The organism is Vibrio sp. 10N.247.311.49 (genome assembly GCF_041467655.1).
In the GTDB taxonomy this organism is placed as follows: domain Bacteria; phylum Pseudomonadota; class Gammaproteobacteria; order Enterobacterales; family Vibrionaceae; genus Vibrio; species Vibrio crassostreae_C.
Genome location: NZ_JBFSVA010000004.1, coordinates 185,679 through 209,883, shown reverse-complemented (window position 1 = coordinate 209,883; position 24,205 = coordinate 185,679). Strand labels below are relative to the sequence as shown.

Annotated in this window: 12 protein-coding genes, 1 pseudogene and 1 other annotated feature; of the genes and pseudogenes, 7 read left to right on the top strand and 6 right to left on the bottom strand. The window is 46.0% G+C overall.

The window, feature by feature from the left end:
* Positions 1-6: 6 nt before the first annotated feature.
* Entirely contained in the window at positions 7-2,466 is a 2,460-nt protein-coding gene (gene thrA, locus AB6E54_RS06735; protein WP_017059312.1) for a bifunctional aspartate kinase/homoserine dehydrogenase I, read from the bottom strand.
* 29 nt (positions 2,467-2,495) lie between these two features.
* Positions 2,496-2,614, bottom strand: a sequence feature (Thr leader region).
* Between the two features lie 317 nt (positions 2,615-2,931).
* On the opposite strand from thrA, the gene AB6E54_RS06730 reads away from it, so the two are divergent.
* A complete protein-coding gene (locus tag AB6E54_RS06730; protein ID WP_017070076.1) occupies positions 2,932-3,390 on the top strand; it encodes a hypothetical protein in 459 nt (152 codons plus the stop codon).
* 138 nt (positions 3,391-3,528) lie between these two features.
* Here the strand turns inward: AB6E54_RS06730 and AB6E54_RS06725 are convergent, their stop codons facing one another.
* Positions 3,529-4,014 carry a putative 4-hydroxy-4-methyl-2-oxoglutarate aldolase gene (locus tag AB6E54_RS06725; RefSeq protein WP_017059310.1) on the bottom strand — a complete coding sequence of 162 codons (486 nt, stop codon included), beginning with the start codon at positions 4,012-4,014 and terminating at the stop codon, positions 3,529-3,531.
* Positions 4,015-4,061: 47 nt separating this feature from the next.
* On the opposite strand from AB6E54_RS06725, the pseudogene AB6E54_RS06720 reads away from it, so the two are divergent.
* Positions 4,062-4,163, top strand: a pseudogene (locus tag AB6E54_RS06720) (ribonuclease activity regulator protein RraA); the annotation flags it as partial.
* 429 nt (positions 4,164-4,592) lie between these two features.
* Positions 4,593-5,309: a two-component system response regulator ArcA gene (gene arcA / locus AB6E54_RS06715; RefSeq protein ID WP_004741534.1), complete on the top strand. Its 717-nt coding sequence runs from the start codon at positions 4,593-4,595 to the stop codon at positions 5,307-5,309.
* A 136-nt stretch (positions 5,310-5,445) separates the two neighbouring features.
* On the opposite strand, the gene AB6E54_RS06710 is transcribed toward arcA, so the two are convergent.
* The 4 genes from AB6E54_RS06710 to AB6E54_RS06695 all read right to left on the bottom strand — a co-directional run bounded on the left by AB6E54_RS06710 (position 5,446) and on the right by AB6E54_RS06695 (position 11,237).
* Complete coding sequence (locus AB6E54_RS06710) at positions 5,446-5,889, bottom strand: hypothetical protein (protein ID WP_372106039.1); 444 nt, start codon at positions 5,887-5,889, stop codon at positions 5,446-5,448.
* A 7-nt stretch (positions 5,890-5,896) separates the two neighbouring features.
* Positions 5,897-8,266, bottom strand: coding sequence for an aerobic respiration two-component sensor histidine kinase ArcB (arcB, locus tag AB6E54_RS06705; protein ID WP_372106037.1), 2,370 nt, complete (start codon positions 8,264-8,266; stop codon positions 5,897-5,899).
* A 174-nt stretch (positions 8,267-8,440) separates the two neighbouring features.
* Positions 8,441-10,192, bottom strand: a complete 1,752-nt coding sequence (locus tag AB6E54_RS06700) for a diguanylate cyclase domain-containing protein (protein ID WP_372106035.1) — start codon at positions 10,190-10,192, stop codon at positions 8,441-8,443.
* Between the two features lie 91 nt (positions 10,193-10,283).
* Positions 10,284-11,237, bottom strand: a complete 954-nt coding sequence (locus tag AB6E54_RS06695) for a TIGR01212 family radical SAM protein (RefSeq protein WP_372106033.1) — start codon at positions 11,235-11,237, stop codon at positions 10,284-10,286.
* A 530-nt stretch (positions 11,238-11,767) separates the two neighbouring features.
* On the opposite strand from AB6E54_RS06695, the gene gltB (AB6E54_RS06690) reads away from it, so the two are divergent.
* From gltB (AB6E54_RS06690) to AB6E54_RS06675, 4 genes are all read left to right on the top strand, one after another.
* Positions 11,768-16,315 carry a glutamate synthase large subunit gene (gene gltB, locus AB6E54_RS06690; protein ID WP_017059305.1) on the top strand — a complete coding sequence of 1,516 codons (4,548 nt, stop codon included), beginning with the start codon at positions 11,768-11,770 and terminating at the stop codon, positions 16,313-16,315.
* Positions 16,315-17,784, top strand: coding sequence for a glutamate synthase subunit beta (locus tag AB6E54_RS06685; RefSeq protein ID WP_017066517.1), 1,470 nt, complete (start codon positions 16,315-16,317; stop codon positions 17,782-17,784). Before gltB (AB6E54_RS06690) ends, AB6E54_RS06685 begins: the two co-directional genes overlap by 1 nt.
* 428 nt (positions 17,785-18,212) lie before the next feature.
* Entirely contained in the window at positions 18,213-22,676 is a 4,464-nt protein-coding gene (gltB, locus tag AB6E54_RS06680; protein WP_372106031.1) for a glutamate synthase large subunit, read from the top strand.
* Positions 22,677-22,692: 16 nt separating this feature from the next.
* Positions 22,693-24,105: an FAD-dependent oxidoreductase gene (locus tag AB6E54_RS06675; protein WP_372106029.1), complete on the top strand. Its 1,413-nt coding sequence runs from the start codon at positions 22,693-22,695 to the stop codon at positions 24,103-24,105.
* Positions 24,106-24,205 lie beyond the last annotated feature (100 nt).

Here is a 24,205-nt window from a genome sequence, read left to right as displayed (position 1 = left end):
TCATTCTTAAACTCCTAATTTCCAACCAAGAGTACGCATCACATCAGAGAATACGCCAGCAGCTGTTACTTCAGTACCCGCGCCGTAGCCACGCAGTACTAGAGGGATTGGTTGGTAGTAACGGCTGTAGAATGCTAATGCGTTCTCGCCATCTTTAATCTTGAACATTGGGTCGTCGCCATCAACAGCAGCGATACGAACCTTACACTTACCTTCAGCGATTTCACCCACATAACGAAGTACTTTACCTTCTTCTGCTGCGATAGCTGACTGCTCTTTGAAGTAAGCATCCGCTTCTGGTAGGCGAGCCATGAACTCTTCAACCGTACCTGAATCATCAAAACCCGGTGGCAGAGCTTGGTCTACTTCAACATCTTCAAGTTCAAGCGCCATGCCTGCTTCACGAGCAAGAATAAGCAACTTACGCGCCACATCCATACCAGATAGATCATCTCGAGGATCCGGTTCAGTGAAGCCGTTATCTTTTGCAATATTGGTTGCCTGGCTCAGTGTCATACCTTCATCAAGCTTGCCGAAGATGTAAGACAGTGAACCTGAAAGAATGCCGTTGAACTTCTCAAGTTCATCACCTGCAGAGATAAGGTTCTGTAGGTTTTCGATGACCGGTAGACCTGCACCTACTGTTGTCTCGTACATCAGCTTACGACGTGAGTTGCGTGCAACTTCACGAAGCTGATGGTAGTAAGCCATGCTTGCGGTGTTTGCTTTCTTGTTTGGTGTTACTACGTGGAAACCAGCCGCTAGGAAATCAGCGTACTGCGCCGCAATACCTTCGCTAGACGTACAATCAACCAATACTGGGTTGATGATGTGGTTACGTTGAACCAAAGCCGCTAAACGCGCTAGGCTGAACTCTTCAGTCGCACTCGACATACGGTCACGCCACTGCTCTAACGGTAGACCATCGCTGTCTAGCAACAAACCTTTACTGTTTGCTAAACCACATACGCGAATCACGATGCCTTTTTCAGCCAGTTTGCCTTGCTGACGTTGGATCTGGTCAACAAGCTCGCCACCAACACCGCCGACACCCACAACGAATACATCTAGGAAGTGCTTAGAGTTAAATAGGTTCTCGTGACACGCTTTGATTGCTTCAGAGATTTTGTCTTCAGGGATAACCGCTGAAATAGCGCGCTCTGAAGAACCTTGAGCAATAGCAACAATGTTGACGTTCACTTCAGCTAAAGAAGAGAAGAACTGAGATGCTACGCCACGTGAAGTGCGCATACCGTCACCCACCAGCGTTACAATCGCAACGTCATCCATGAACTCAACCGGCTCTAACAGGCCATCTTTAAGTTCAAGTTCAAACGCGTCTGACAACACTTGTTTCGCTTTCACCTTATCAGCCGATTCAATACAGAAGCTGATGCTGTACTCAGAAGAAGATTGAGTAATAAGGACAATAGAAACGCCAGCAGAAGACATCGCGCCGAATACACGACTCGCCATACCTACCATGCCCTTCATGCCTGGGCCTGATACGTTAACCATGGTTAGGTCACTTAGCGTCGTAATACCTTTGATTGCTAGGTTATCTTCGCCAGTGTCTTGGCCAATCAAAGTACCTGCACCTTGTGGGTTGAAGCTGTTTTTGATCAGACAAGGAATGTGGAATTGCGCAATAGGAGCAATGGTTTTCGGGTGTAGAACCGAAGCACCAAAGTAAGAAAGCTCCATCGCCTCTTGGTAGCTAAGAGACTTGAGCAGACGAGCATCATCAACTAAGCGTGGGTCACAGTTGTAAACGCCATCGACATCAGTCCAGATTTCACAGCAATCAGCACGTAGACACGCCGCTAACACAGCCGCTGAGTAGTCAGAACCATTACGACCTAGTGTGACTAGCTCACCTTTTTCATTACCCGCAGTAAAGCCAGGCATGATGTTAACGTGACCTTTAGGAAGTGGAGATTGTTGGAAGTTCTGAGTAGAGACATCCACATCGACCATAGCTTCAAGGTGATCGCCTTTAGCGTATAGGTATTGGACAGGGTCAATCAGGCTTGCTGGTTGGCCTTTCGCTTCCAGTACCGCTTTCATTAACTGGATAGAGATTCGCTCACCTTTACTGATGATGCGAGCATTAACGTGGTTCGGGCACATACCAAGTAGGTTGATGCCATTCACGAACTGCTTTAGCTGAGCAAGAGAGGTATCCACCTGCTCTTGAAACGCGGCACCATCGATAGAAGGCACGACCGCTTTGATCTCTGCAAACAGTGTGTTAAATGAAGATTCGATCTCTGTAATCTGTGCGTCAGCTTCACCATTTTTCAGTGCAGCTTCAATAACAGCGACCAACTTATTGGTTGTTTTTCCTGGAGCCGATAGTACAACGGCTAGCTCTTCTTGCTGGGCATTATTAGCGATGATATCAGCCGCTCGTAAAAAACGATCTGCATCAGCTAATGATGAACCTCCAAACTTTAAAACGCGCATCCCTTTCTCCATAAGTCATAAAAATGGTACAAAAAAAGGCCTGTATCTTGTTGGATACAGGCCTTTTTTTTAAAATCCGTTACTTAGCAGCCTGCCCCAACAATGTTAATGTCGGTAATAATAATGGTTGTGGTCATTACTAGGTGGCTTACGTGCTGCATATCAAATTCTCTGCTTGTGCTTTACTCTACGTGTATCAATTTTTACCACTGGACGTCAATGAAAAGTTGCGTTTTTTTTACATTCGCACCGTTTTTCAGAGCAAACCGTCATTTAAGGGATAAAACACCCTGTATAAACCTTCACTTAAGATACTGGATTTGCTCATTGAACAGGCAAGAGTGATCAATTGCATATATAGTCATAACAAAATGCTATATCGATTGTGCAGCGAACGTACAAGTTCTGTGCTTTAATTGAACGATAACGTTCGAAGAACAATAATAATGACATCAGGAGTGGGAAATGAAGAGATTACTTATTCTTTTGGCTTTTGCTATGCCTGTTGTTTGTTCAGCGAATAGCTTGCCTCTACTACCCAGCCAGATCGATAGTTCTTCTCATAAATTCTTTATCTCCACACAAAACGCGTCGAGTGAAAGCTTCGATACTTGGAAGATAGACAGTGGCTACTCTTATAGCTTGTTTTCAGATGTGGATCTTTACGTCGGTACACGTATCAATAGTGCGGCACTGAAACAGGAAAGTGGATTCTTGAGTGGTGTCAGTTATCAGTTCTCAGAAAGAGTCTCTTTTAACAGTTCTCTACACACCTATAAAGACGAGACCGAAGACAATGAGAAATCGGTAGCCGCAGAGGTTTCCAGCCGAGTGCAACTAACAGATAACCTAGATTTGCATGCCACCCTTGATTATGAAGAGTGGCAGCAAGGTGTTGAAGTGGGACTAGGGTTTCGCTTTTAGTCTCTTTAGCTTGTTCTTTATTAACAGATTAGTGCGGATTGAGATCCAAACTTTTAGTACATCACAAACCATTCCCCGTTTAGTACATCACAAACCATTCCCCGTTCTAATCTATCAACGGCATTCAATTTGAGTCAGTTACGATTCAATTAACAGCTCAGATGAAATTAACACGCCATTCCAATCGGCATAAATATAGTCACCAGGCTGAATCAGTTGATTATGTATAGAGAGTGTCACATTCACTTGGCCGACACCGCGTTTCTCTGTTTTGAATGGCGATGCACCTAACGCCTGAACGCCAAGGTCCATTTGCGACATCATGCCTACATCACGCACCGCACCGTTTACAATCACGCCTTCCCAACCGTTTTCTATCGCGAGAATAGCGAGTTGATCGCCAAGCAGCGCCTTCTGGCATGAGCCATTTCCGTCAACGACAAGCACTTTGCCACAGCCGTCGGTCTCTAAAACCTCGCGAACCTTGGAATTATCGTGATAACAACGAACTGTTACAATTTTTCCAAAGAACGCACCACGTTGGCCGAAGTTCTGCAATGGCATGTTCAGTAGGGTGACTTCGCTTTCAAACTCATCACACAAGTCGGGTGTTATATCGTGCATATATCCTCCGTGAGTAAGGCGTTACCGGTTATGTCAGGCTAGCCTCTATGCTTTTATATGTTATTAAAATTAATCCTTTGTTTTCATTGTTCTATGCTCAATTTATTACTCAATAAAAGTTGATTGAGCATATTTATCTACTAGACTCTTAAGACAGCTTTCAGCTTCCTTGGTTCATAATCCGGTCTTTAGCAGGCAAGATGTGCGAAGCATCTCGAATAATCATTCTTGTTTTGGTGCTAAATAGTCACCATAACATTGGTTAAGTTGTAGCCATACTATTAAAGTTTGTTGCGATACGGCAATTGATGTAAATCAACAAAGTGAATGGAATTAACATTCTCGCGTTGTTAGCATGCTGTTAACATTATAGAATCCACTCCAATCACTAAAAGAATGATTGAAAGGCGTACTGGATCTACGTTATTGGGCAATACTTCAAGGAAGGCAGATAGCTGGAAGTAAGTGTTTTTTTGAAAACTTTAAGTTATCATCAAAAATACATTACCTGTATGTTATGTTTTTGCCTAGAATTTATTCTATTAGCACAGTTTCGTCACAAATTTAGGTACCGCCAAATGCAAACCCCGCAGATTCTTATCGTTGAAGATGAGCAAGTAACTCGTAACACTCTAAAGAGTATTTTTGAAGCAGAGGGATATGCTGTTTTTGAGGCTAGCGACGGTGAAGAGATGCACCAAGTGCTATCTGACAACCAAGTTAACCTTGTAATTATGGACATCAACCTTCCAGGTAAGAATGGCCTACTACTTGCGCGTGAACTACGTGAGCAAGCAAACGTAGCGCTTATGTTCTTAACTGGTCGTGATAATGAAGTTGATAAGATCCTTGGCCTAGAGATCGGCGCTGATGACTACATCACTAAGCCTTTCAACCCTCGTGAACTGACTATCCGTGCACGCAACCTTCTGAACCGTTCAATGAGCACAAGCTCTGTTCAAGAAGAGAAGCGTAGCGTTGAGAAGTATGAGTTCAACGGTTGGGTACTAGATATCAACAGTCGTTCTCTGGTTAGCCCAGATGGCGAAGGCTACAAGCTACCTCGTTCAGAGTTCCGTGCTCTACTTCACTTCTGTGAGAACCCAGGTAAGATCCAAACACGTGCTGACCTTCTTAAGAAGATGACTGGCCGTGAGCTTAAGCCACACGATCGTACTGTAGACGTAACAATCCGTCGTATTCGTAAGCACTTTGAATCTGTTTCTGGTACGCCAGAAATCATCGCAACGATTCACGGTGAAGGCTACCGCTTTTGTGGTGACCTAGAAGACTAATTCGATTCGCGCCTCTTACCATTTAGCACTACTCACCAGTAAGTGTTTTGAACACTAGAAGCGTCATCAATAGTTATTAAAAAGGGAGAATGCCAACGCATTCTCCCTTTTTTATTGTTCTTAATTGGATAAGATTTTAGTAAACCGTATCCACCTTAACGTCTTTCTCTACTAACCACTTCACGGTTTCGCCATCTTTAAGTTCCACCGCCACATCAACAGGCTTGTCACTGTCGATTTCTAGCTGCCATACAAACGCGACTTCCCATTGAGTTTCACTGTGTGTTCTTAAATCAAGATCGTCAGCCGTTACCAACAAGGTGTCTGCACCCTGTTTAACCGTAACACTTTCAACCGCAAGCGTTGCTGGCAGTTGTGAGTCTGACTCTAGGTAGATAGCACCATATAGAGTCTTATCTTGAGTCTCGCCAATCGTTGGCATCTTGTTGTGCCAAAGGTTGCTTTTCATGGTAACTGTTGCTGCAGATACTTCGACTTGATTATCTTGCTGCCATTCTACTTGTGGCGCAGAACAACCCGCTAATGCCACTACACATGCGGCGAATGCTAATTTTTTCATTATTCTTCTACCTTTGATTTAACCAACTCTTTAAAACTTCAATGTCATTCTGGTATTCGTTATTTATCTCATCAACCCAATCTGAAATGTTCTCCCACCACGCAGGCAAATCTGGAGATTGAGCTTTCTGGGCAACTTGTTGGATGCGTTTCAGACCAATAGAACCTGCAGCACCTTTAATCTTATGTGCCTCAGAAACGATACTGGCTTTATCTTTCGCGACCATGTTGGAGTTCAATATTTCCATATACTCCGGCATCATATCTTCGAACATCGCGATGCTATCCAAAACCGGTTTCGGTCCAACAATATCAACATAAGACTCTAGCATATCAATATCAAGCAAAGTGGTATCAATTTCTGAAAGAACAGGCTTACTCGCGTCGACTTTATCAATGCTCTCAACCTTATCGGTGCCCGCTACCTTCTCAATTACCTCTGGTGCATCTTCGATAAGTTCACTGATGACATCTTGGATAGCTCGAACCGACAAAGGTTTACTGATCGCTTCGTCCATGCCTTTCTGGAAGTACTCTTGCTTGTTGTTTAATACGTTCGCAGTTAACGCCACCAAAGGCGGTAGCTGGCTGTATTTCTCGCGGTAGTATTGAGCAATATCGAAACCCGTCATATCTGGCAGTTGGATATCCAACAACACCAAATCATAGTCTTCAGGATTGAAAGCAATTTGCGCCTCTTTACCCGTCATCACGACTGTCACTTCATGGCCAAGGCTTTCAAGTAGAGAGCGAGCCACTGTGATATTGAGTTCAATGTCTTCGACCATAAAGATCTTAAGATTCGACTGTTTTCTTGGCGTTTTGATCAGAGCCTGAGTATCGTGATTCACTGGAACTCGAATCGAAACCGTAAAGGTACTGCCAAAGCCCTCTTCACTGATGACTTCAATGTGGCCATCCATCATATTAATTAGCTGTTGAGAGACAGCGAGACCAATACCCGTGCCGACAGCGTGCAAGTTGTCCGTGCCCGATTTCACCTGATAGTACATCGCGAAGATCTTCTCGATTTCACTTTCAGGGATACCAATACCAGTATCTTCCACTTCCATCGTAATGTTGGCAAAGTCACCATCAATGTCGGCGCTGACTGTCATCACCACTCCACCATCTTTGGTGAACTTCATCGCGTTACTAACAAGGTTCCACAGTACCTGTCTAAGACGAGTACCATCCACCACAACAGCAGCTGGAAGATCAGACAATCTTTCTAGATCGAACCTTAACCCTTTCTGCTCAGCCATCAACGCAGAGATACTTTCGATCTCGACAACGAAATCTTCAAAGTTAATAGGCGTAGGGAAGAGTTCAAGCTTACGGCGGTCGAACTTATCCATATCAATAATATCGTTGAAGATATTACCCAGTGTCACCGCGCTCACCTTGATGGTTTGCATCTGCTTGCGCTGTTCGGTGGTCAGTTGGCTATCAAGCAGCATGCGGCTCAAGCCAATTATGCCGTTGAGCGGCGTTCTTAACTCGTGGCTAATAGTTGAGATAAAGGTGGTCTTATCGCGGCTGGCTTTTTCTAACGACTCTTGATGCTCTTTACGTTCAGTAATATCGCGGCCAAAACCAACCAAGCCCAAGTGACGACCATCTTTGCTGTAGAAAGGCACTTTACGCAGTTCGAAGTAACTCTTGCGGCCATCTGGGTATTCAAGCCATTGGTCATAAGTCAGTGCTTGGTTGTCAGCAAATACTTTCTTATCGGTTTCAACAACTTGCTGAGCGACCTCTTTACTGTAAACATCCCAAGGAGTTAAACCAACTAGCTCTTTTTCTGTTTTACCAGTGAGCTCTTCAACCGCACGGTTACAACCAGAGAACACACCATCTTCATTACGGTAGTAAATAAGGTCAGGCGAGGCATCGATAAACGAGCGTAACAGTGCAGTACGTTCTGCGAGTTCAAGCTGAGTACGCTCGCGCTGGAACACCTCGTTTTCGAGATCTTGCATTGCTTCTGCGCGCGCTTCTTCCGCTTTTTCACGCTCTTCAATTTCTTGATTAAGCTTCTCGATATTGAGCTGCATTTTATTGTTGAGTTCTTGGTCTCGCTCACGCATGTCGCCAAGTTTAGAGACCAATTTCGCTAACCTTTGACGTGATTCTTCCAACTGGTCCACGACCACTGACAGAAAATAAACCGCCCAAGGCGTGATCACTAAACCGAAGAAAACTGAACGGACAATGTCGATGTCATCAACATTGCCTTTGAGTGCAAGGGTGATACCGACTTGCACAACAACAGCGAGGGCAACAAGCGCTAGGGCGAGTAAGATAGAAAAGCGGACAATCCCCAGTTTTACGAGTAGATCCACGTAATACTGGGCAAGATTTTTCATGGGTTTCATTTAGCGCTCCATGCGATAAGACTAGCAACATTCTACCCTGTTTGAAGATGGGAGGTAAGCTAGCTACATCACACGCAGCAAGTGTTCAGCGGTAATTTCGAAGGTTAATTAACCAATACAAATACTAACTAAGCAAAAATAGCCGGGGATAATCAAATTGCCAATTTTATAGCGTTAGCGAATTGAGTATGGATGCACCATTGAACGGTTGCGACCGTCTGATTTCGCTTGATACAACGCACTATCAGCCAAGGCAACAGCCGATTCCATTTCATCATCAGGTGTAGGAATGTAAGAGATAATACCAATACTCACCGTGATGAATTCAGAGACTGTCGACTTCTCATGCGCAAGTTCCAATTTTAGGACTTCATCATGAATACGCTGCGCCACCAGCTGAGCACCTTCGGTCGTTGTATTTGGCAGAATAAAGCCGAACTCTTCACCACCATAACGAGCCACACAATCAGATGAACGATTCAACACCTGCTTAAATGCCTGAGAAACCTGAATCAAAGCATCATCGCCTTTTTGGTGTCCGTAAAAGTCGTTGTAGCCTTTAAAGAAGTCGATATCACATAGCATGATCGTCAGTGGCAGCTTCTCACGCACATGATAATGCCACAGTGTAGAGAGCTGTTCATCGAAACGACGTCGGTTAGACACTTTAGTCAGGCTATCCATAAAGCTGAGGCGTTCAAGTTCAAGGTTGGCTTCTTCAAGCTTTTGTTCTGCTAGATAACGCTCTGTAATATCACGCGCCATGATCAACACACCATTAGTGCTCGATGCTGGATCTCTAAACGGTGATTTGACTACATCATACCAAGTAAATGTTCCATCACTTGAGACCACTTTGTCGATATAACGCAGTGATTTACTTTGATGAAGCACTTGATGATCGGTTTCTGATATTCGCGTATAGATGCTATGTGGCACCACATCTTGTAAACGTTTACCGATCAAGTCACTGACTTCAGAGATACCCAGCGCAGCCACAAATGGTTTATTACACGCTTGATAAACCATGTTTTCATTAAAGATACCAATCGAGTCTGGGCTGGCCTCCAGGATGTTTTGCAAGATGGTGTCACGCTGCGCAAGTGCCACTTCGGTATCTTTTCGCTTCTCCATCTCGCCACGCAGTTTCTGCTGCATGTCATGCCAATCGGTCACATCATGACTAATAGAGAGCGTGCCGATGGTTTCTCCATCTTGGGAAAGCAGCACACTTTGGTAGGTTTCAAGCAAGCAGCTTTTTCCATCTTGATCTGTAGTCCAAGAGCGTTCACTTACACGACCTTTTAATACTCCACCAGAAACACTCAGGGTGCCCTCTTCAGCACGACCATGCCAAAACTTTTTAAACGAGCGATTACTCGTCACTAACTGACCTTTCTGATCTTTCACGTAGATCAGCTCAGACAAAGAATCCAAAGCGGTACGAGCAACATTCAGTTCTCGAACTTCTTGGGACAGTTCTTCGTTAGTGTTTTTATAAGGTGAGGCGTGAATCATCCAAGCCTGCTTATTTCTAAAATGGATCTTACGACCGATCAAGTTGATCTTGAACGACTCAAATTCAGAAAGCGCCCACAGGGAGACCTGCTCGAAGGCTCGAGAGTTGATGTGGTTGGTTAAGTAGTGACGAAAGCTGTTCTCGCTTTCCACAGTAGGAAAGCGAAAATTAACACCGATTTGGCGGATACCAAGCAACTGCATGGCTTGGCGATTGGCATAGAGTATTTCGCCACTTCGAACATCAACAAAGTAGAGTGGCGACGGGGTAGCAAGTAGAAGCGTTTCGATATGCGACTGATAACGAGAATAGAGATGCCAGCAGATGAGAGCAATCAGCAATACAACAACGATATAAATACCGTAGCCATACGCCCTGTCCCACAACCAAGTCATTACCAGTTCCATTTACTCTCAATCTATACCATAAAATCTATTAGGGAAATGTTACCACTATTTATTGGTTTTATCTGCTGTTACCGACAGTCACCATTTTCTATCAATTAACTGCGTTTAAAACGGGCAGTGTGTACTCGAATGCAGAGCCAGTTTTGATGCCTTGTGCGCCAGTTTTATCAAGCGAACGGCCAATCTCAGTCATCGCTAACCAGCGGTTCTCACACCATAACGGAGAAAGTAAGGTTGGGCGTCTCGCCGCTGAAGAAACACGGTGATAAACCACGTCCGCAGGCGTGCGTTGAATGATCTCACTCGCGATATCGATGTACTCTTCGAGGCTTGGGGCTTCTAGCTTTCCTGCCTTCCACGCCTTAGCCATGGTACTGCCCTCTACTATATGAAGGCCGTGCAGCTTAATACCATCGGTGCCAACGGCTAATACCTTGTCTAAGGTTTCAAGGTTATCCGCTTTGGTTTCTTTTGGTAGGCCAACAATCAGATGAGTACACACCTTGATACCTAAAGCGCGTGCGCGTTGGGTGATCGTTTCATACACTGCAAAATCGTGGCCGCGGTTAATTCGCTTGAGGGTTTTATCATTGGCGGTTTGCAGGCCAAGCTCGAGCCAAATCTCATAGCCTTGTTTAACGTAGCCCGCTAACAGATCCAACACCGCATCAGGCACACAGTCTGGTCGCGTACCAACACAAAGGCCGACGATCTCTGCACCGGGTGCTTTTAGCGCCTCTTCATACATATTCTTGAGCACTTGCACCTCAGCATAAGTGCTGGTGTACGCCTGAAAGTAAGCCAGGTACTTCTTGGCACGAGCAATCTCACCCGCACGATCTTTTAGCTGGTCAGCAATACTTTGAATTTGAGTTTGTTCATCGGCAAAGGAAGCCACGTTACAAAACGTGCAACCTCCACGGCCAATTGTCCCGTCTCGGTTTGGGCAGCTGAAACCACCATGAAGCGTCAGCTTGTGAACCTTCTCGCCATAACGGCGTTGAAGGTCTTGGCCGATAGTATTGACCAACTCGTGTAATTGCATATTTTCAAAGCACTCAAGTAAATAAGAATGAATATCAGTCTTTTTTTGAAAAAAAATTACATCCCTGCAAAATTCGACCAATTAGTTTACTCAAGGCTTTTTGCGAGCAACCTAACAAATATCAATAAACATGCAAAAAATCGGCTCTATTTGCCTAATGTTGCACATTTGTTAGGCATTAAATTCAAAATAAAACGAAAAAAATGGTCTACATGGGTCAACTTTCATTGCAATTCGCCTAGACAAAATTGTAGGATACTTACACATATTGGCTATTTTTGAGTATTTACTTACAACGAAAACTTGCTAATAAGTCGGTGATATCTAACTCCCACCTATATAAACCACTAGTTTGTGGTTAAAAATAAACAGGTATCACCAAGGATTGTTTTTCTCGCAATACTTTTCCTGCGAGATACGGAAAGGATTCAAACCGCCAGCATAGGCAGGTTTAGACCCATAAATATAAAAGGACAAGGCTGACTTTATACAAATAAGTTGCGCCTAGATTTAACTGGAAGGATGTATCTATGGTAGATCAAGAGCAGAACTCACAGGGTCTGTATACTCCTGAATTGGAGCATGACGCTTGTGGTATCGGTTTTGTTGCGCATCTAAAGAATCGCAAATCTCATGATGTAGTAACTCAAGCACTCGATATGCTTGCACGTATGGAACACCGTGGCGGCCAAGGCTGCGATCCGTGTTCTGGTGATGGTGCAGGTATCCTGCTACAGAAGCCGCACGAATTCTTACTAGAAGAAGCCGTAAAGCTTGGAATTAAGCTGCCATCTTTTGAAAAATATGGTGTTGGTGTTGTACTTTTCCCTAAAGATGAACACAAACGTGCACAGTGTCGTGACATTCTAGAACGCAATGCACAACGCCTTGAGTTAGAAGTTATCGGTTACCGTGAACTTCCAACGGACAATTCAATGATTGGTGCTGACCCACTAAGCACTGAACCTCAATTTGAACACGTATTTATTTCTGGCGGCCCTGGTATCACACCAGAAGAGCTTGAGCGTAAACTGTATGTTCTACGTAACTACACGGTTCGTGTATGCCTAGAAAGCGTTTCAAATATCGGTGATGACTTCTACATCAACTCTATGTCTTACAAGACATTGGTGTACAAAGGTCAGCTAACAACTGAACAAGTTCCTCAGTACTTCCTAGATCTGCAAAACCCAACCATGGTGACAGCTCTAGCACTAGTACACTCTCGCTTCTCTACCAATACATTCCCACGTTGGCGTCTAGCTCAGCCTTTCCGTTACATCGCGCACAATGGCGAAATCAATACGGTTCGCGGCAACCTGAACTGGATGAAAGCACGTGAAGCAATCCTAGAATCGGATCTGTTTACACAAGCTGAAATCGACATGCTGCTTCCTATCTGTCAGGAAGGTAGTTCGGATTCATCAAACTTCGATATGGCACTGGAACTACTTGTTCTTTCAGGTCGTACTCTGCCACACGCGTTGATGATGATGATCCCGGAAGCATGGCAAGAAAACAAAAACATGGATCCAACTCGTCGTGCGTTCTACCAGTACCACGCGAACGTAATGGAACCATGGGATGGCCCAGCATCAGTATGTTTCACCGATGGTGTTCAAGTAGGTGCAACACTTGACCGTAACGGTCTGCGTCCTTCTCGCTACACAGTAACTAAAGACGACTTCCTAGTAATGGCGTCTGAGTCTGGTGTTGTTGAGATTGCACCTGAAAACGTTGAGTACCGTGGTCGTCTACAACCAGGTCGTATCTTCGTTGCTGACCTTGAGCAAGGCCGCATCATTTCTGATGAAGAAGTGAAAGACAGCATTGCTAAAGCACAACCTTACGAAAAGTGGGTTGAAGAGAACCTTCTGAGCCTGAAAAAGCTACCGGATGCGAGCAACGAATTTAGCCAACCTTCTCCAGAGAAACTACTACACAAACAACAATCGTTTGGCGTGAGTTCTGAAGAAGTAAACGAAATCATTCTACCTCTTGCGAAAACAGGCTACGAGCCACTTTCTGCAATGGGTGCTGACTGGCCGCTAGCGATTCTTTCTCACCAATCGCAGCACCTTTCAAACTACTTCAAACAGTTGTTTGCACAAGTAACTAACCCGCCGATCGACCCGATTCGTGAGCGCATGGTTATGTCTCTGAACACTTACCTAGGTAAAGACCAGAACTTACTTGCTGAAACACCTGAGCACTGTCAAAAAGTAGAACTTGAGTCTCCAGTACTGTCTAACTCTGAGTTAGAAAAACTGCGTGCAATCGATAACGAGCACCTTCAGGCGAAGACGCTGGATATCGTATTCCAAGCAAATGGCGACCAAGGTAAGTTAGAGCGCGCACTTAAGCGTATCTGCCAATACGCAGAAGACGCAGTGATTGATGGCTACTCTATCATCCTACTGACAGACCGTGCGGTTAACTCTAACCATGCCGCTATTCCAGCAATGCTGGCGGTTGGCGCGGTTCACCACCACCTAATCCGTAAAGGTCTACGTGCTAAGTGTGACATCGTTGTTGAAACGGGCGACGCTCGTGAGACACACCACTTTGCAACGCTTATCGGTTATGGTGCAAACGCAGTTAACCCATACCTAGTTATTGAAACGATTGTTGAACTGCAACGTACTAAGAAGCTAGATCCAAACGTACACCCACGTGAGTTATTCGATAACTACCGTAAAGGTGTTAACGGCGGTCTACTTAAGATCTTCTCTAAGATGGGGATCTCTACGCTGCAGTCTTACCACGGTGCACAAATCTTTGAAGCACTTGGTGTTAGCAAATCAGTGGTTGAAAAATACTTCACAGGTACTGTTTCTCGTATCCAAGGTCTAACGATCGACGATATCGCGCGAGAAGTATTGGTTCGTCACCGTGTTGGTTACCCAGCTCGTGAAATTCCAGCTCAGATCCTTGATGTTGGTGGTGTTTACCAGTGGAAACAACGTGGTGAGAAACACTTATTCAACCCAGAAACGATTTCTCTACTTCAAGAATCGACGCGTAACAAAGATTACGGTCAGTTCAAGAAGTACGCAAAAGCAGTTGATGACCAAGGCGACAACGCAGCAACGCTACGTAGCCAACTGGACTTCATCAAGAACCCTGCAGGCTCTATTCCTCTAGCAGAAGTAGAACCAATCGAGAACATTCTTAAGCGTTTCGCAACCGGCGCAATGAGCTTTGGTTCAATCTCGCATGAGGCTCACTCAACACTGGCTGTTGCGATGAACCGCATTGGCGCGAAATCAAACTCAGGTGAAGGTGGTGAAGATCCAGCACGTTTCGAACGTAAAGAAAACGGCGACTGGGAACGTTCAGCAATCAAACAGGTGGCTTCTGGTCGCTTTGGTGTAACGTCTTACTACCTATCTAACGCTGATGAGCTACAAATCAAGATGGCTCAAGGTGCGAAACCGGGCGAAGGTGGTCAACTACCTGGTGATAAGGTTGATGACTGGATCGGCGCAACGCGTCACTCGACTCCGGGCGTAGGTCTTATCTCGCCACCGCCACACCACGATATCTACTCAATCGAAGATTTGGCTCAGCTGATCTACGATCTGAAAAACGCGAACCGTAACGGTCGTGTCAACGTGAAGCTAGTATCAGAAGCTGGCGTAGGTACGATTGCATCGGGTGTAGCGAAAGCGAAAGCTGACGTGGTACTTATCGCAGGTTTTGATGGTGGTACGGGTGCATCTCCGATGTCTTCTATCCGTCACACAGGTCTGCCTTGGGAACTAGGTCTAGCAGAAACGCACCAAACACTACTGAAAAACGGCCTACGTAACCGTATCGTTGTTCAATCTGATGGTCAGATGAAAACACCACGTGATCTTGCAGTAGCAACGTTACTTGGCGCTGAAGAATGGGGCGTAGCAACAGCAGCTCTAGTGGTTGAAGGCTGTATCATGATGCGTAAGTGTCACAAGAATACATGTCCTGTTGGTATCGCTACACAGAACAAGACTCTGCGTGAACGTTTCGACGGCCGCGTAGAAGACGTAGTCACTTTCTTCCAATACATGGCTGAAGGTCTGCGTGAAGTAATGGCTGAACTTGGCTTCCGCTCTATCGATGAGATGGTTGGTCAATCGCACAAACTTAAAGTTCGTGATGACATCGGCCACTGGAAGTACAAGAACCTAGATCTAACACCTGTACTGCACATTGAGCAGGCACGTGAAGAAGATGGTATCTACAACCAGACGCAACAAAACCACAACCTAGAAGACGTTCTAGACCGCAAGTTGATTCAAGCTGCGATTCCAGCTCTTGAGAAAGGCGAAGCCGTGAATGCGAGCTTCCCTATCATCAACACGGACCGCTCTGCTGGTACCATGCTGTCGAACGAAATCTCGAAGGTTTACAAAGACCAAGGTTTACCACAACCAATGAACGTTAAGTTCCACGGTAGTGCTGGCCAATCTTTCGGTGCGTTCCTTGCGAAAGGCGTTAAGTTCGAAGTAGAAGGCGACGCGAACGATTACTGGGGTAAAGGTCTGTCTGGCGGTACTTTGGTACTGTACCCAGATGCGAAATCTTCTATCGTTGCTGAAGATAACATCGTGGTTGGTAACGTATGTTTCTACGGTGCGACCTCAGGTGAATCTTTCATTCGCGGTATGGCAGGCGAACGTTTCTGTGTTCGTAACTCAGGTGCGAAGGTTGTTGTTGAGGGCGTTGGTGACCACGGTTGTGAATACATGACTGGTGGTGTTGCCATTATCCTTGGTTCAACAGGTCGTAACTTTGCTGCGGGCATGAGTGGCGGTGTTGCTTATGTTTGGGACAAAGCGGGTGACTTCGAAACCAAGCTCAACCCTGAACTTGTAGACCTAGATCCAATTGAACAAGAAGATAAAGATCTTCTACTGGATATGCTAACTAAGCATGTTGAATTCACAGGAAGTGAAGTTGCTCAATCTTTCCTAGACAACTTTGAAGCAAGTGTTGCATCGCTAGTTAAAGTAATGCCACGCGACTACAAAGCTGTTCTTGAAAAGCGTAAAGCTGAAGCACAACAGGCACAAACGGAAGAAGTGGAGGCAGTATAATGGGTAAGCCTACTGGATTTTTAGAACACGGTCGTGAGCTTCCAAAGAAGCTCGACCCGTCAGTTCGAATTGAAGACAACAAAGAGTTCGTACTTAACGAAGAGTTTGGTGAAAAGATCAATACTCAAGCCTCTCGTTGTATGGACTGTGGCGTACCTTTCTGTCACAACGGCTGTCCGATTGGTAACATCATCCCAGAATTCAATGATGCGGTTTACCGTGACAGCTGGGAAGAGGCTTGGAATATCCTAAGCTCTACCAACAACTTCCCTGAGTTTACCGGTCGTGTTTGTCCTGCTCCTTGTGAAAGTGCCTGTGTTCTTGGTATCAACCAAGACCCAATCACTATCTGTAATATCGAGAAAACGATTGTTGAAACTGCGTACCGTGAAGGGTACGCAAAACCTAAAACACCACGCTCTCGCACAGGTAAAACTGTCGCAGTTATCGGTTCAGGTCCTGCTGGCTTAGCCGCAGCGGAGCAGCTAAACAGCGCTGGTCACTCGGTAACGGTATTTGAACGTGACGAGAAAGTCGGTGGTCTACTTCGCTTCGGTATCCCAGACTTCAAACTGGGTATGGACGTGATTGATCGTAAGATCAACCTAATGGCTGAAGCGGGCGTTGAGTTTAAAGTTAACCAACACATCGGTGTTGATGTTAACGCTCAGCAGCTACGCCAAGAGTTTGATGTGGTATTGCTAACGGGTGGTTCTACGGTTCCACGTGACTTGCCAATCCCTGGTCGTGAGTTGAAAGGCGTTCACTTTGCCATGGAATTCCTTGGTCAAAACAACCGCCGTGCTAACAACCTAGATCTTAAAACAGAAGAGATTCACGCTAAAGATAAGCACGTTGTGGTTATCGGTGGTGGTGATACTGGTTCTGACTGTGTGGGCACATCAAACCGTCATAAGGCAGCGAGCATTACTCAGGTTGAGATCATGCCGATCCCACCAGAGAAGCGCCCTGCAAACATGCCTTGGCCTCAATACCCAATGATCATGAAAACCACCACTTCTCACGAAGAAGGTTGTGAACGTCACTGGAACATCTTAACCAAAGAGTTCATCGGTAACGAGCAAGGTCAAGTGACGGGTCTACGTATTGCTGACATCGTTTGGCAAGATGCGAAACCAGGTGAGCGTCCAGGCTTTGATGAAGTCGCGAACTCTGAACGTGTTATTCCTTGTGACATGGCATTCCTAGCAATGGGCTTCTTACACCCGGAGCCAACCGGCGTGCTTGCTCAACTAGACATTAAACTGGACGAGCGCGGTAACGTCGCTTCTGAAGGTTTTGCAACGAACCAGAAAGGCGTTTTCGCTGCTGGTGATATGCGTACTGGTCAATCTCTAGTTGTACGTTGTATTAATGAAGGTCGTGAATGTGCAATTGCCATTGATGACTTCTTAATGGGTAACTCAAACTTAGAAGCGAAAGCTGATTCACTCATGCTTTCCGCATAATATTTCTCGGGCTAACGTCAATTACGTTAGCCTAGAGGAAAAGCAATACCCTTCCTAACTTTTATATTTGGCTAGCACTCGATGCTAGCCTTTTTTCTATCTGGCCTTTGGCGTTTTCAAAATCATCCTGTTGTATATGTTAAATCTCGTTAACATTCACCTTATATATCTCATTGATATCCATCGACTATTTTAGATTATTAAGTGGCTAATCGCGTTTATGCATGATAATTAACCATGAACTTGACCTTAAACACAATTAGCTATACGTTGTAAAGCTGATGAAAATAAAATCAATCGGTTTTGTTAACACAACCAATAACGTTTTAACTGGCTAAAGCAAACTATCAGTTTATAAAAAACAACAAGTATATGAATAGTTAGTCATTTACTGTCTGGATGACAGAGAAGCAAAAGGGAGAATTGCAATGGCTCTATATGATCCTAGTCTTGAAAAAGACAACTGTGGATTTGGTTTAATAGCGCAAATGGAAGGCCAACCTAGTCATAAGTTGGTAAGAACTGCTATTTCAGCCCTCGATCGCATGACACACCGTGGTGGTATCGCTGCGGATGGTAAAACCGGGGATGGCTGTGGCTTATTACTACAGAAGCCTGACTCTTATCTCAGAATTATTGCTGAAGAGAATAACTTCAAGCTCGGCAAGCAATACGCTGTCGGCATGATTTTCTTCAGCCAAGATCCAATCAAAGCGCAATCCGCGCAAGACATCGTCAATAAAGAGCTCGCTCAAGAGACCTTAACGGTTGCAGGTTGGCGCGTAGTACCGACCAACACCGACGTATTAGGTCCGATTGCCAAAGATTCAGTTCCCAATATTCAGCAAGTGTTTATCTCGGCCCCCGCGGGTTGGCGTGAACGCGATATTGAACGACGCCTTTATATCGCTCGTCGCAGAATTGAAAAACAGATCACCGAAGACAAAGATTTCTATATTTGTAGCCTTTCAACACAAGTAATGGTCTACAAAGGTCTGTGTATGCCAGCCGATCTTCCGCGATTTTACCTCGATCTTGCTGACTTACGTATGGAATCGGCGATATGTCTGTTCCACCAGCGTTTCTCAACCAATACTCAACCACGTTGGCCACTGGCTCAACCATTCCGCTATTTGGCGCACAATGGTGAGATCAATACCATAGAAGGTAACCGACAGTGGGCTAAGGCTCGTGCCTATAAATTCTCTTCACCACTGCTGCCCGATTTGCAAACCGCAGCGCCCTTTGTGAATGAGACAGGATCTGACTCTTCAAGCTTAGATAACATGCTCGACCTATTCCTAGCTGGTGGTATGGATGTGTTCCGAGCAATGCGTATGCTTGTTCCGCCCGCATGGCAAAATCACCCAGACATGGACCCAGATCTGCGTGCCTTTTACGACTTCAACTCCAAGCACATGGAACCGTGGGATGGCCCTGCTGGCATCGTACTTTCAGATGGTCGTTACGCTGCATGTAACCTCGATAGAAATGGCCTGCGTCCTGCGCGTTATGTGATTACCAAAGACAATCTAATCACGCTCGCATCAGAAGTCGGTATCTGGAACTACGCACCGGATGAAGTGGCAGAGAAAGGCCGTGTTGGCCCGGGCGAACTGTTGGTAATAGATACTCGCCGCGGCAAGCTATGGCAATCTAATGAGATCGACAATGACCTCAAAGGTCGCCATCCTTATAAAGAGTGGATGGAAAAGAACGTTCACAAACTCACACCGTTTTCCGATCTGCCCGATGAGCAAGTCGGTAAGCGCAGCTTTGACGATGACACGCTCAAGACCTACCAAAAACAGTTTGCGATGAGCAACGAAGAGTCCGACCAAGTGCTGCGTGTGCTTGGTGATATGGGGCAAGAAGCAGTAGGCTCAATGGGCGACGACACGCCAATGGCTGTGCTCTCTTCAAAAGAACGCTTGGTCACTGATTACTTCCGTCAAAAGTTTGCACAAGTCACCAACCCACCGATTGATCCATTGCGTGAAAAACACGTGATGTCTTTGACGACCAGTATTGGGAAAGAGATGAACGTGTTCTGTGAAACAGACGGTCACGCCTATCGTGTCACGTTTGATTCACCAGTACTGCTTTACTCAGACATGCAGCAGCTTCTGCAGTTGAGTCAAAAACATTATCGTCATGTCATTCTCAGCATGCACTACGACCCGAATAACCAAGATCTAGAACAAGCAATCAAAGCAGTATGTGATAGCGCCGAACAAGAAGTCAGCGAAGGTGCGGTTTTAGTTGTGCTGTCGGACAAAGGTTTAGAGAAAGGAAAACTACCGATCCCTGCAGCCATGTTGGTTGGTGCGGTGCAAACAAGGCTTGCTGACACCAACCTGCGTTGTGATGCCAACATCGTTGTTGAGACAGCAACTGCGCGCGACCCACACCAATTTGCTGTGCTGCTTGGCTTCGGTGCAACCGCGGTTTACCCATACCTCGCTTATGAAGCGTTAGGTAAAATGTTGGATGATGGCTCTTTAGATAAAGATTATCGTGCCGCAATGCAAAATTACCAAAACGGCATCAACAAAGGTCTGTACAAGATCATGTCGAAGATGGGAATTTCAACCATTGCCTCTTATCGCTGTTCACAGCTTTTCGAAGCCGTTGGCCTTCATTCCGATGTTGTTGAGCTCTGTTTCCGCGGAGTTACCACTCGAATCCAAGGCGCAAGCTTTAGCGATTTCCAACAAGATATCTATAACTTATCGCGTAAAGCCTGGACTAAGCGTAAGCCAATCGAGCACGGTGGTTTACTCAAATACGTACACGGCGGCGAATATCACGCCTATAACCCTGATGTGGTTGGCACTCTGCAAACTGCAGTAAAAACAGGTGAGACATCGGATTATCTCTCTTTTGCTAAGCAAGTAAATGCTCGTCCAGCTGCGATGTTACGCGACTTAATGAGCCTCAAAAAAGCCGATCAGCCTCTACCACTAGAGCAAGTCGAGCCTAACAGCGATCTGTTTAAACGCTTCGACTCTGCGGCAATGTCGATCGGTGCTTTGAGCCCAGAAGCGCATGAAGCATTAGCAATGGCGATGAACCGCTTGGGTGGTTACTCAAACTCTGGTGAAGGTGGTGAAGACCCTCGACGCTTTGGTACTGACCGTAACTCTCGTATCAAGCAGATAGCTTCCGGTCGTTTTGGTGTGACGCCACATTACTTAACCAATGCGGATGTTTTGCAGATCAAGGTCGCGCAAGGTGCGAAGCCTGGAGAAGGTGGTCAACTGCCCGGCCATAAAGTTACCGCAGAAATCGCTAAGCTGAGATATTCAGTTCAAGGGGTGACACTGATCTCCCCTCCTCCACATCACGATATTTATTCTATCGAGGATCTAGCGCAGCTGATTTTCGACCTTAAACAAGTGAACCCTAAAGCCTTGGTTTCAGTAAAGTTAGTATCGGAACCGGGTGTAGGCACGATTGCAACTGGTGTAGCGAAAGCCTATGCCGATCTGATCACCATTTCTGGCTACGATGGCGGTACCGCGGCAAGCCCTCTAACCTCGGTAAAATACGCAGGTTGCCCTTGGGAGCTTGGCTTAGCAGAAACTCAACAAGCACTGGTTGCTAACGGGCTTCGTCATAAGATCCGCCTGCAAGTCGATGGTGGTTTAAAAACTGGCCTTGATGTGATTAAAGGTGCGATTCTCGGTGCAGAAAGCTTTGGTTTTGGTACCGCGCCAATGGTCGCAATGGGTTGTAAGTTCTTACGAATTTGTCACCTAAACAACTGTGCGACGGGTGTTGCGACTCAAGATGAAACACTACGCCGCGAATACTTCAAAGGCCTGCCAGACATGGTGGTGAACTACTTTACAGGCCTAGCCGATGAAGTTCGCCAATACCTTGCAGAACTCGGCGTAGAAAAACTCACGGACCTGATTGGTCGTACTGACTTACTTGAAGCCGTTCAAGGCCTCACCGCGAAACAGAACAAGCTCGATCTCTCTTCAATACTCGAAGCTCCGGTATCTCCAGAAGGTCACCCACTGTTTTGGACCGAGCCAAACGCACCATTTGATAAAGCTCAGCTCAACCAGCAGATTCTGGATGATGCACTCGATGCAATTGAGAAACGTCAATCCACCAGCCTTTACTACAACGTGATCAACACAGACCGCTCGATTGGTGCTCGTATCTCTGGTGAAATTGCTAAGCGATACGGCAACCAAGGGATGGCAGGTTCACCAATCAAGTTATATCTCGACGGTACCGCAGGTCAGTCTTTTGCGGTTTGGAACGCAGGCGGCGTTGAGCTTTACCTAACAGGCGATGCCAATGACTATGTTGGCAAAGGCATGGCTGGCGGCAAAGTGGTTATCAAGCCTCACCAAGGCACCGCATTTACTTGTAACGAAGCGACCATCATAGGCAACACCTGTTTGTATGGTGCAACCGGAGGCAAGCTATTTGCAGCAGGAACTGCAGGCGAGCGATTTGGCGTACGTAACTCAGGTACCGTCGCTGTGATTGAAGGCGCAGGCGACAACGCTTGTGAATACATGACAGGCGGTATTGTAGCGATTCTTGGCGCAACCGGAGTGAACTTCGGCGCAGGTATGACAGGTGGTTTTGCTTATGTCATGGATAAAAACGAAGACTTCCAAGGCCGAGTGAACAACGAATCGGTTGAGGCAGTTTCTCTGTCTGATCTATACATCCACCAAGAACATCTGCGTGGTTTGATTGCAGAGCACTTAGAAGAGACAGGTTCAGTACACGCTGAAGCGATTCTGGCGAACTTTGATGAATGGATTCCGAAGTTCTACCTAGTGAAGCCAAAGACGGCGGATCTTAATACCTTGCTCGGTCACCAAAGCCGCAGCTCTGCTGAACTTCGTGTTCAAGCGCAATAATTGGAAGGAGCCAATAATGAGCCAGAATGTATACCAATTTATTGATGTGAATCGCGTAGACCCAGCGAAGAAACCAATCAAGATACGTAAGATTGAGTTTGTAGAGATCTACGAACCTTTCACTAAACAGCAAGCGAAAGCGCAAGCAGACCGTTGTTTAGACTGTGGTAACCCATACTGTGAATGGAAATGTCCTGTTCACAACTACATCCCTCAGTGGCTTAAGCTTGCCAATGAAGGGCGTATTATCGAAGCCGCTGAACTGTCTCACCAAACCAACAGCCTGCCTGAGGTTTGCGGTCGAGTTTGCCCTCAAGACCGCTTGTGTGAGGGCTCTTGTACCCTCAATGACGATTTCGGTGCCGTAACCATTGGCAATATTGAAAAGTACATTACCGACAAAGCCTTTGAGATGGGTTGGAAGCCTGACATGTCTCACGTTGAGCGGACTGATAAAAAGGTCGCGATCATCGGTGCGGGGCCAGCAGGTCTAGCGGCGGCTGACATCCTAGTTCGTAATGGCGTAAAAGCCGTTGTGTTTGACCGCTATCCGGAGATCGGTGGCCTACTGACGTTTGGTATTCCATCGTTCAAGCTTGAGAAAGGCATCATGGAAAATCGTCGCCGTATCTTTAGCGAGATGGGCGTCGAGTTCCAAATGAATACCGAAGTCGGCAAAGATGTACAACTTCAGCAACTCGTCGATGACTACGACGCTGTTTTCCTTGGTGTCGGCACCTATAAAAACATGCGTGCGGGTTTAGACAACGAAGATGCACCGGGCGTTTATGATGCTCTGCCATTCTTGATTTCTAATACCTACAAGGTCATGGAACTGGAAAACCCAACCCCATTTATCGATATGCAAGGTAAGAAAGTCGTCGTGCTTGGTGGTGGTGATACGGCGATGGACTGCGTTCGAACCTCTATTCGTCAGAATGCGGCAGATGTGGTGTGTGCTTACCGCCGAGATGAAGCCAACATGCCAGGTTCTCGCCGTGAGGTAAAAAATGCACGTGAAGAGGGGGTGAAGTTCAAGTTCAACCTACAACCTATCGGCTTAGAGCTTAACAGCGCTGGTCATGTGGTTGGTGTGAAATTCGTGAAAACCGCTTTGGGTGAGCCTGATGAAGCAGGCCGTCGTCGTCCAGAACCTGTCGAAGGCAGTGAGCATGTTCTTGAGGCTGATGCCGTAATTATGGCATTTGGTTTCCAACCTCATGCGATGGAATGGCTAGAACCTTTCGGTGTGGAGCTCGATCAGTGGGGTCGCATCAAGGCTCCTAACAAACAAGAGTTTCAATACCAAACCACCAACAGCAAGATATTTGCAGGTGGAGATGCGGTTCGAGGATCTGACTTAGTGGTGACCGCTATCGATGAAGGCCGTAAAGCCGCAGAAGGGATCTTGGACTACCTAGAAGTGTGACCAGGGCGTGTTGATCTTTCGAGCTGATTTTTGCAGCGAGTTGCTGGGCATTTATACAAGGCAGAGGCGTCGATGTGTAGCTAGCCTACATGAGAAGCCG

Bases quoted from the DNA above. Each gene is read 5' to 3' on its own strand.
- AB6E54_RS06710 (WP_372106039.1), bottom strand. From the start codon at position 5,889: ATGAAAAAATTAGCATTCGCCGCATGTGTAGTGGCATTAGCGGGTTGT.
- thrA (WP_017059312.1), bottom strand. From the start codon at position 2,466: ATGCGCGTTTTAAAGTTTGGAGGTTCATCATTAGCTGATGCAGATCGT.
- AB6E54_RS06700 (WP_372106035.1), bottom strand. From the start codon at position 10,192: ATGGAACTGGTAATGACTTGGTTGTGGGACAGGGCGTATGGCTACGGT.
- gltB (WP_017059305.1), top strand. From the start codon at position 11,768: ATGGTAGATCAAGAGCAGAACTCACAGGGTCTGTATACTCCTGAATTG.
- AB6E54_RS06675 (WP_372106029.1), top strand. From the start codon at position 22,693: ATGAGCCAGAATGTATACCAATTTATTGATGTGAATCGCGTAGACCCA.
- gltB (WP_372106031.1), top strand. From the start codon at position 18,213: ATGGCTCTATATGATCCTAGTCTTGAAAAAGACAACTGTGGATTTGGT.
- AB6E54_RS06725 (WP_017059310.1), bottom strand. From the start codon at position 4,014: ATGCACGATATAACACCCGACTTGTGTGATGAGTTTGAAAGCGAAGTC.
- AB6E54_RS06695 (WP_372106033.1), bottom strand. From the start codon at position 11,237: ATGCAATTACACGAGTTGGTCAATACTATCGGCCAAGACCTTCAACGC.
- arcA (WP_004741534.1), top strand. From the start codon at position 4,593: ATGCAAACCCCGCAGATTCTTATCGTTGAAGATGAGCAAGTAACTCGT.
- AB6E54_RS06685 (WP_017066517.1), top strand. From the start codon at position 16,315: ATGGGTAAGCCTACTGGATTTTTAGAACACGGTCGTGAGCTTCCAAAG.
- AB6E54_RS06730 (WP_017070076.1), top strand. From the start codon at position 2,932: ATGAAGAGATTACTTATTCTTTTGGCTTTTGCTATGCCTGTTGTTTGT.
- arcB (WP_372106037.1), bottom strand. From the start codon at position 8,266: ATGAAACCCATGAAAAATCTTGCCCAGTATTACGTGGATCTACTCGTA.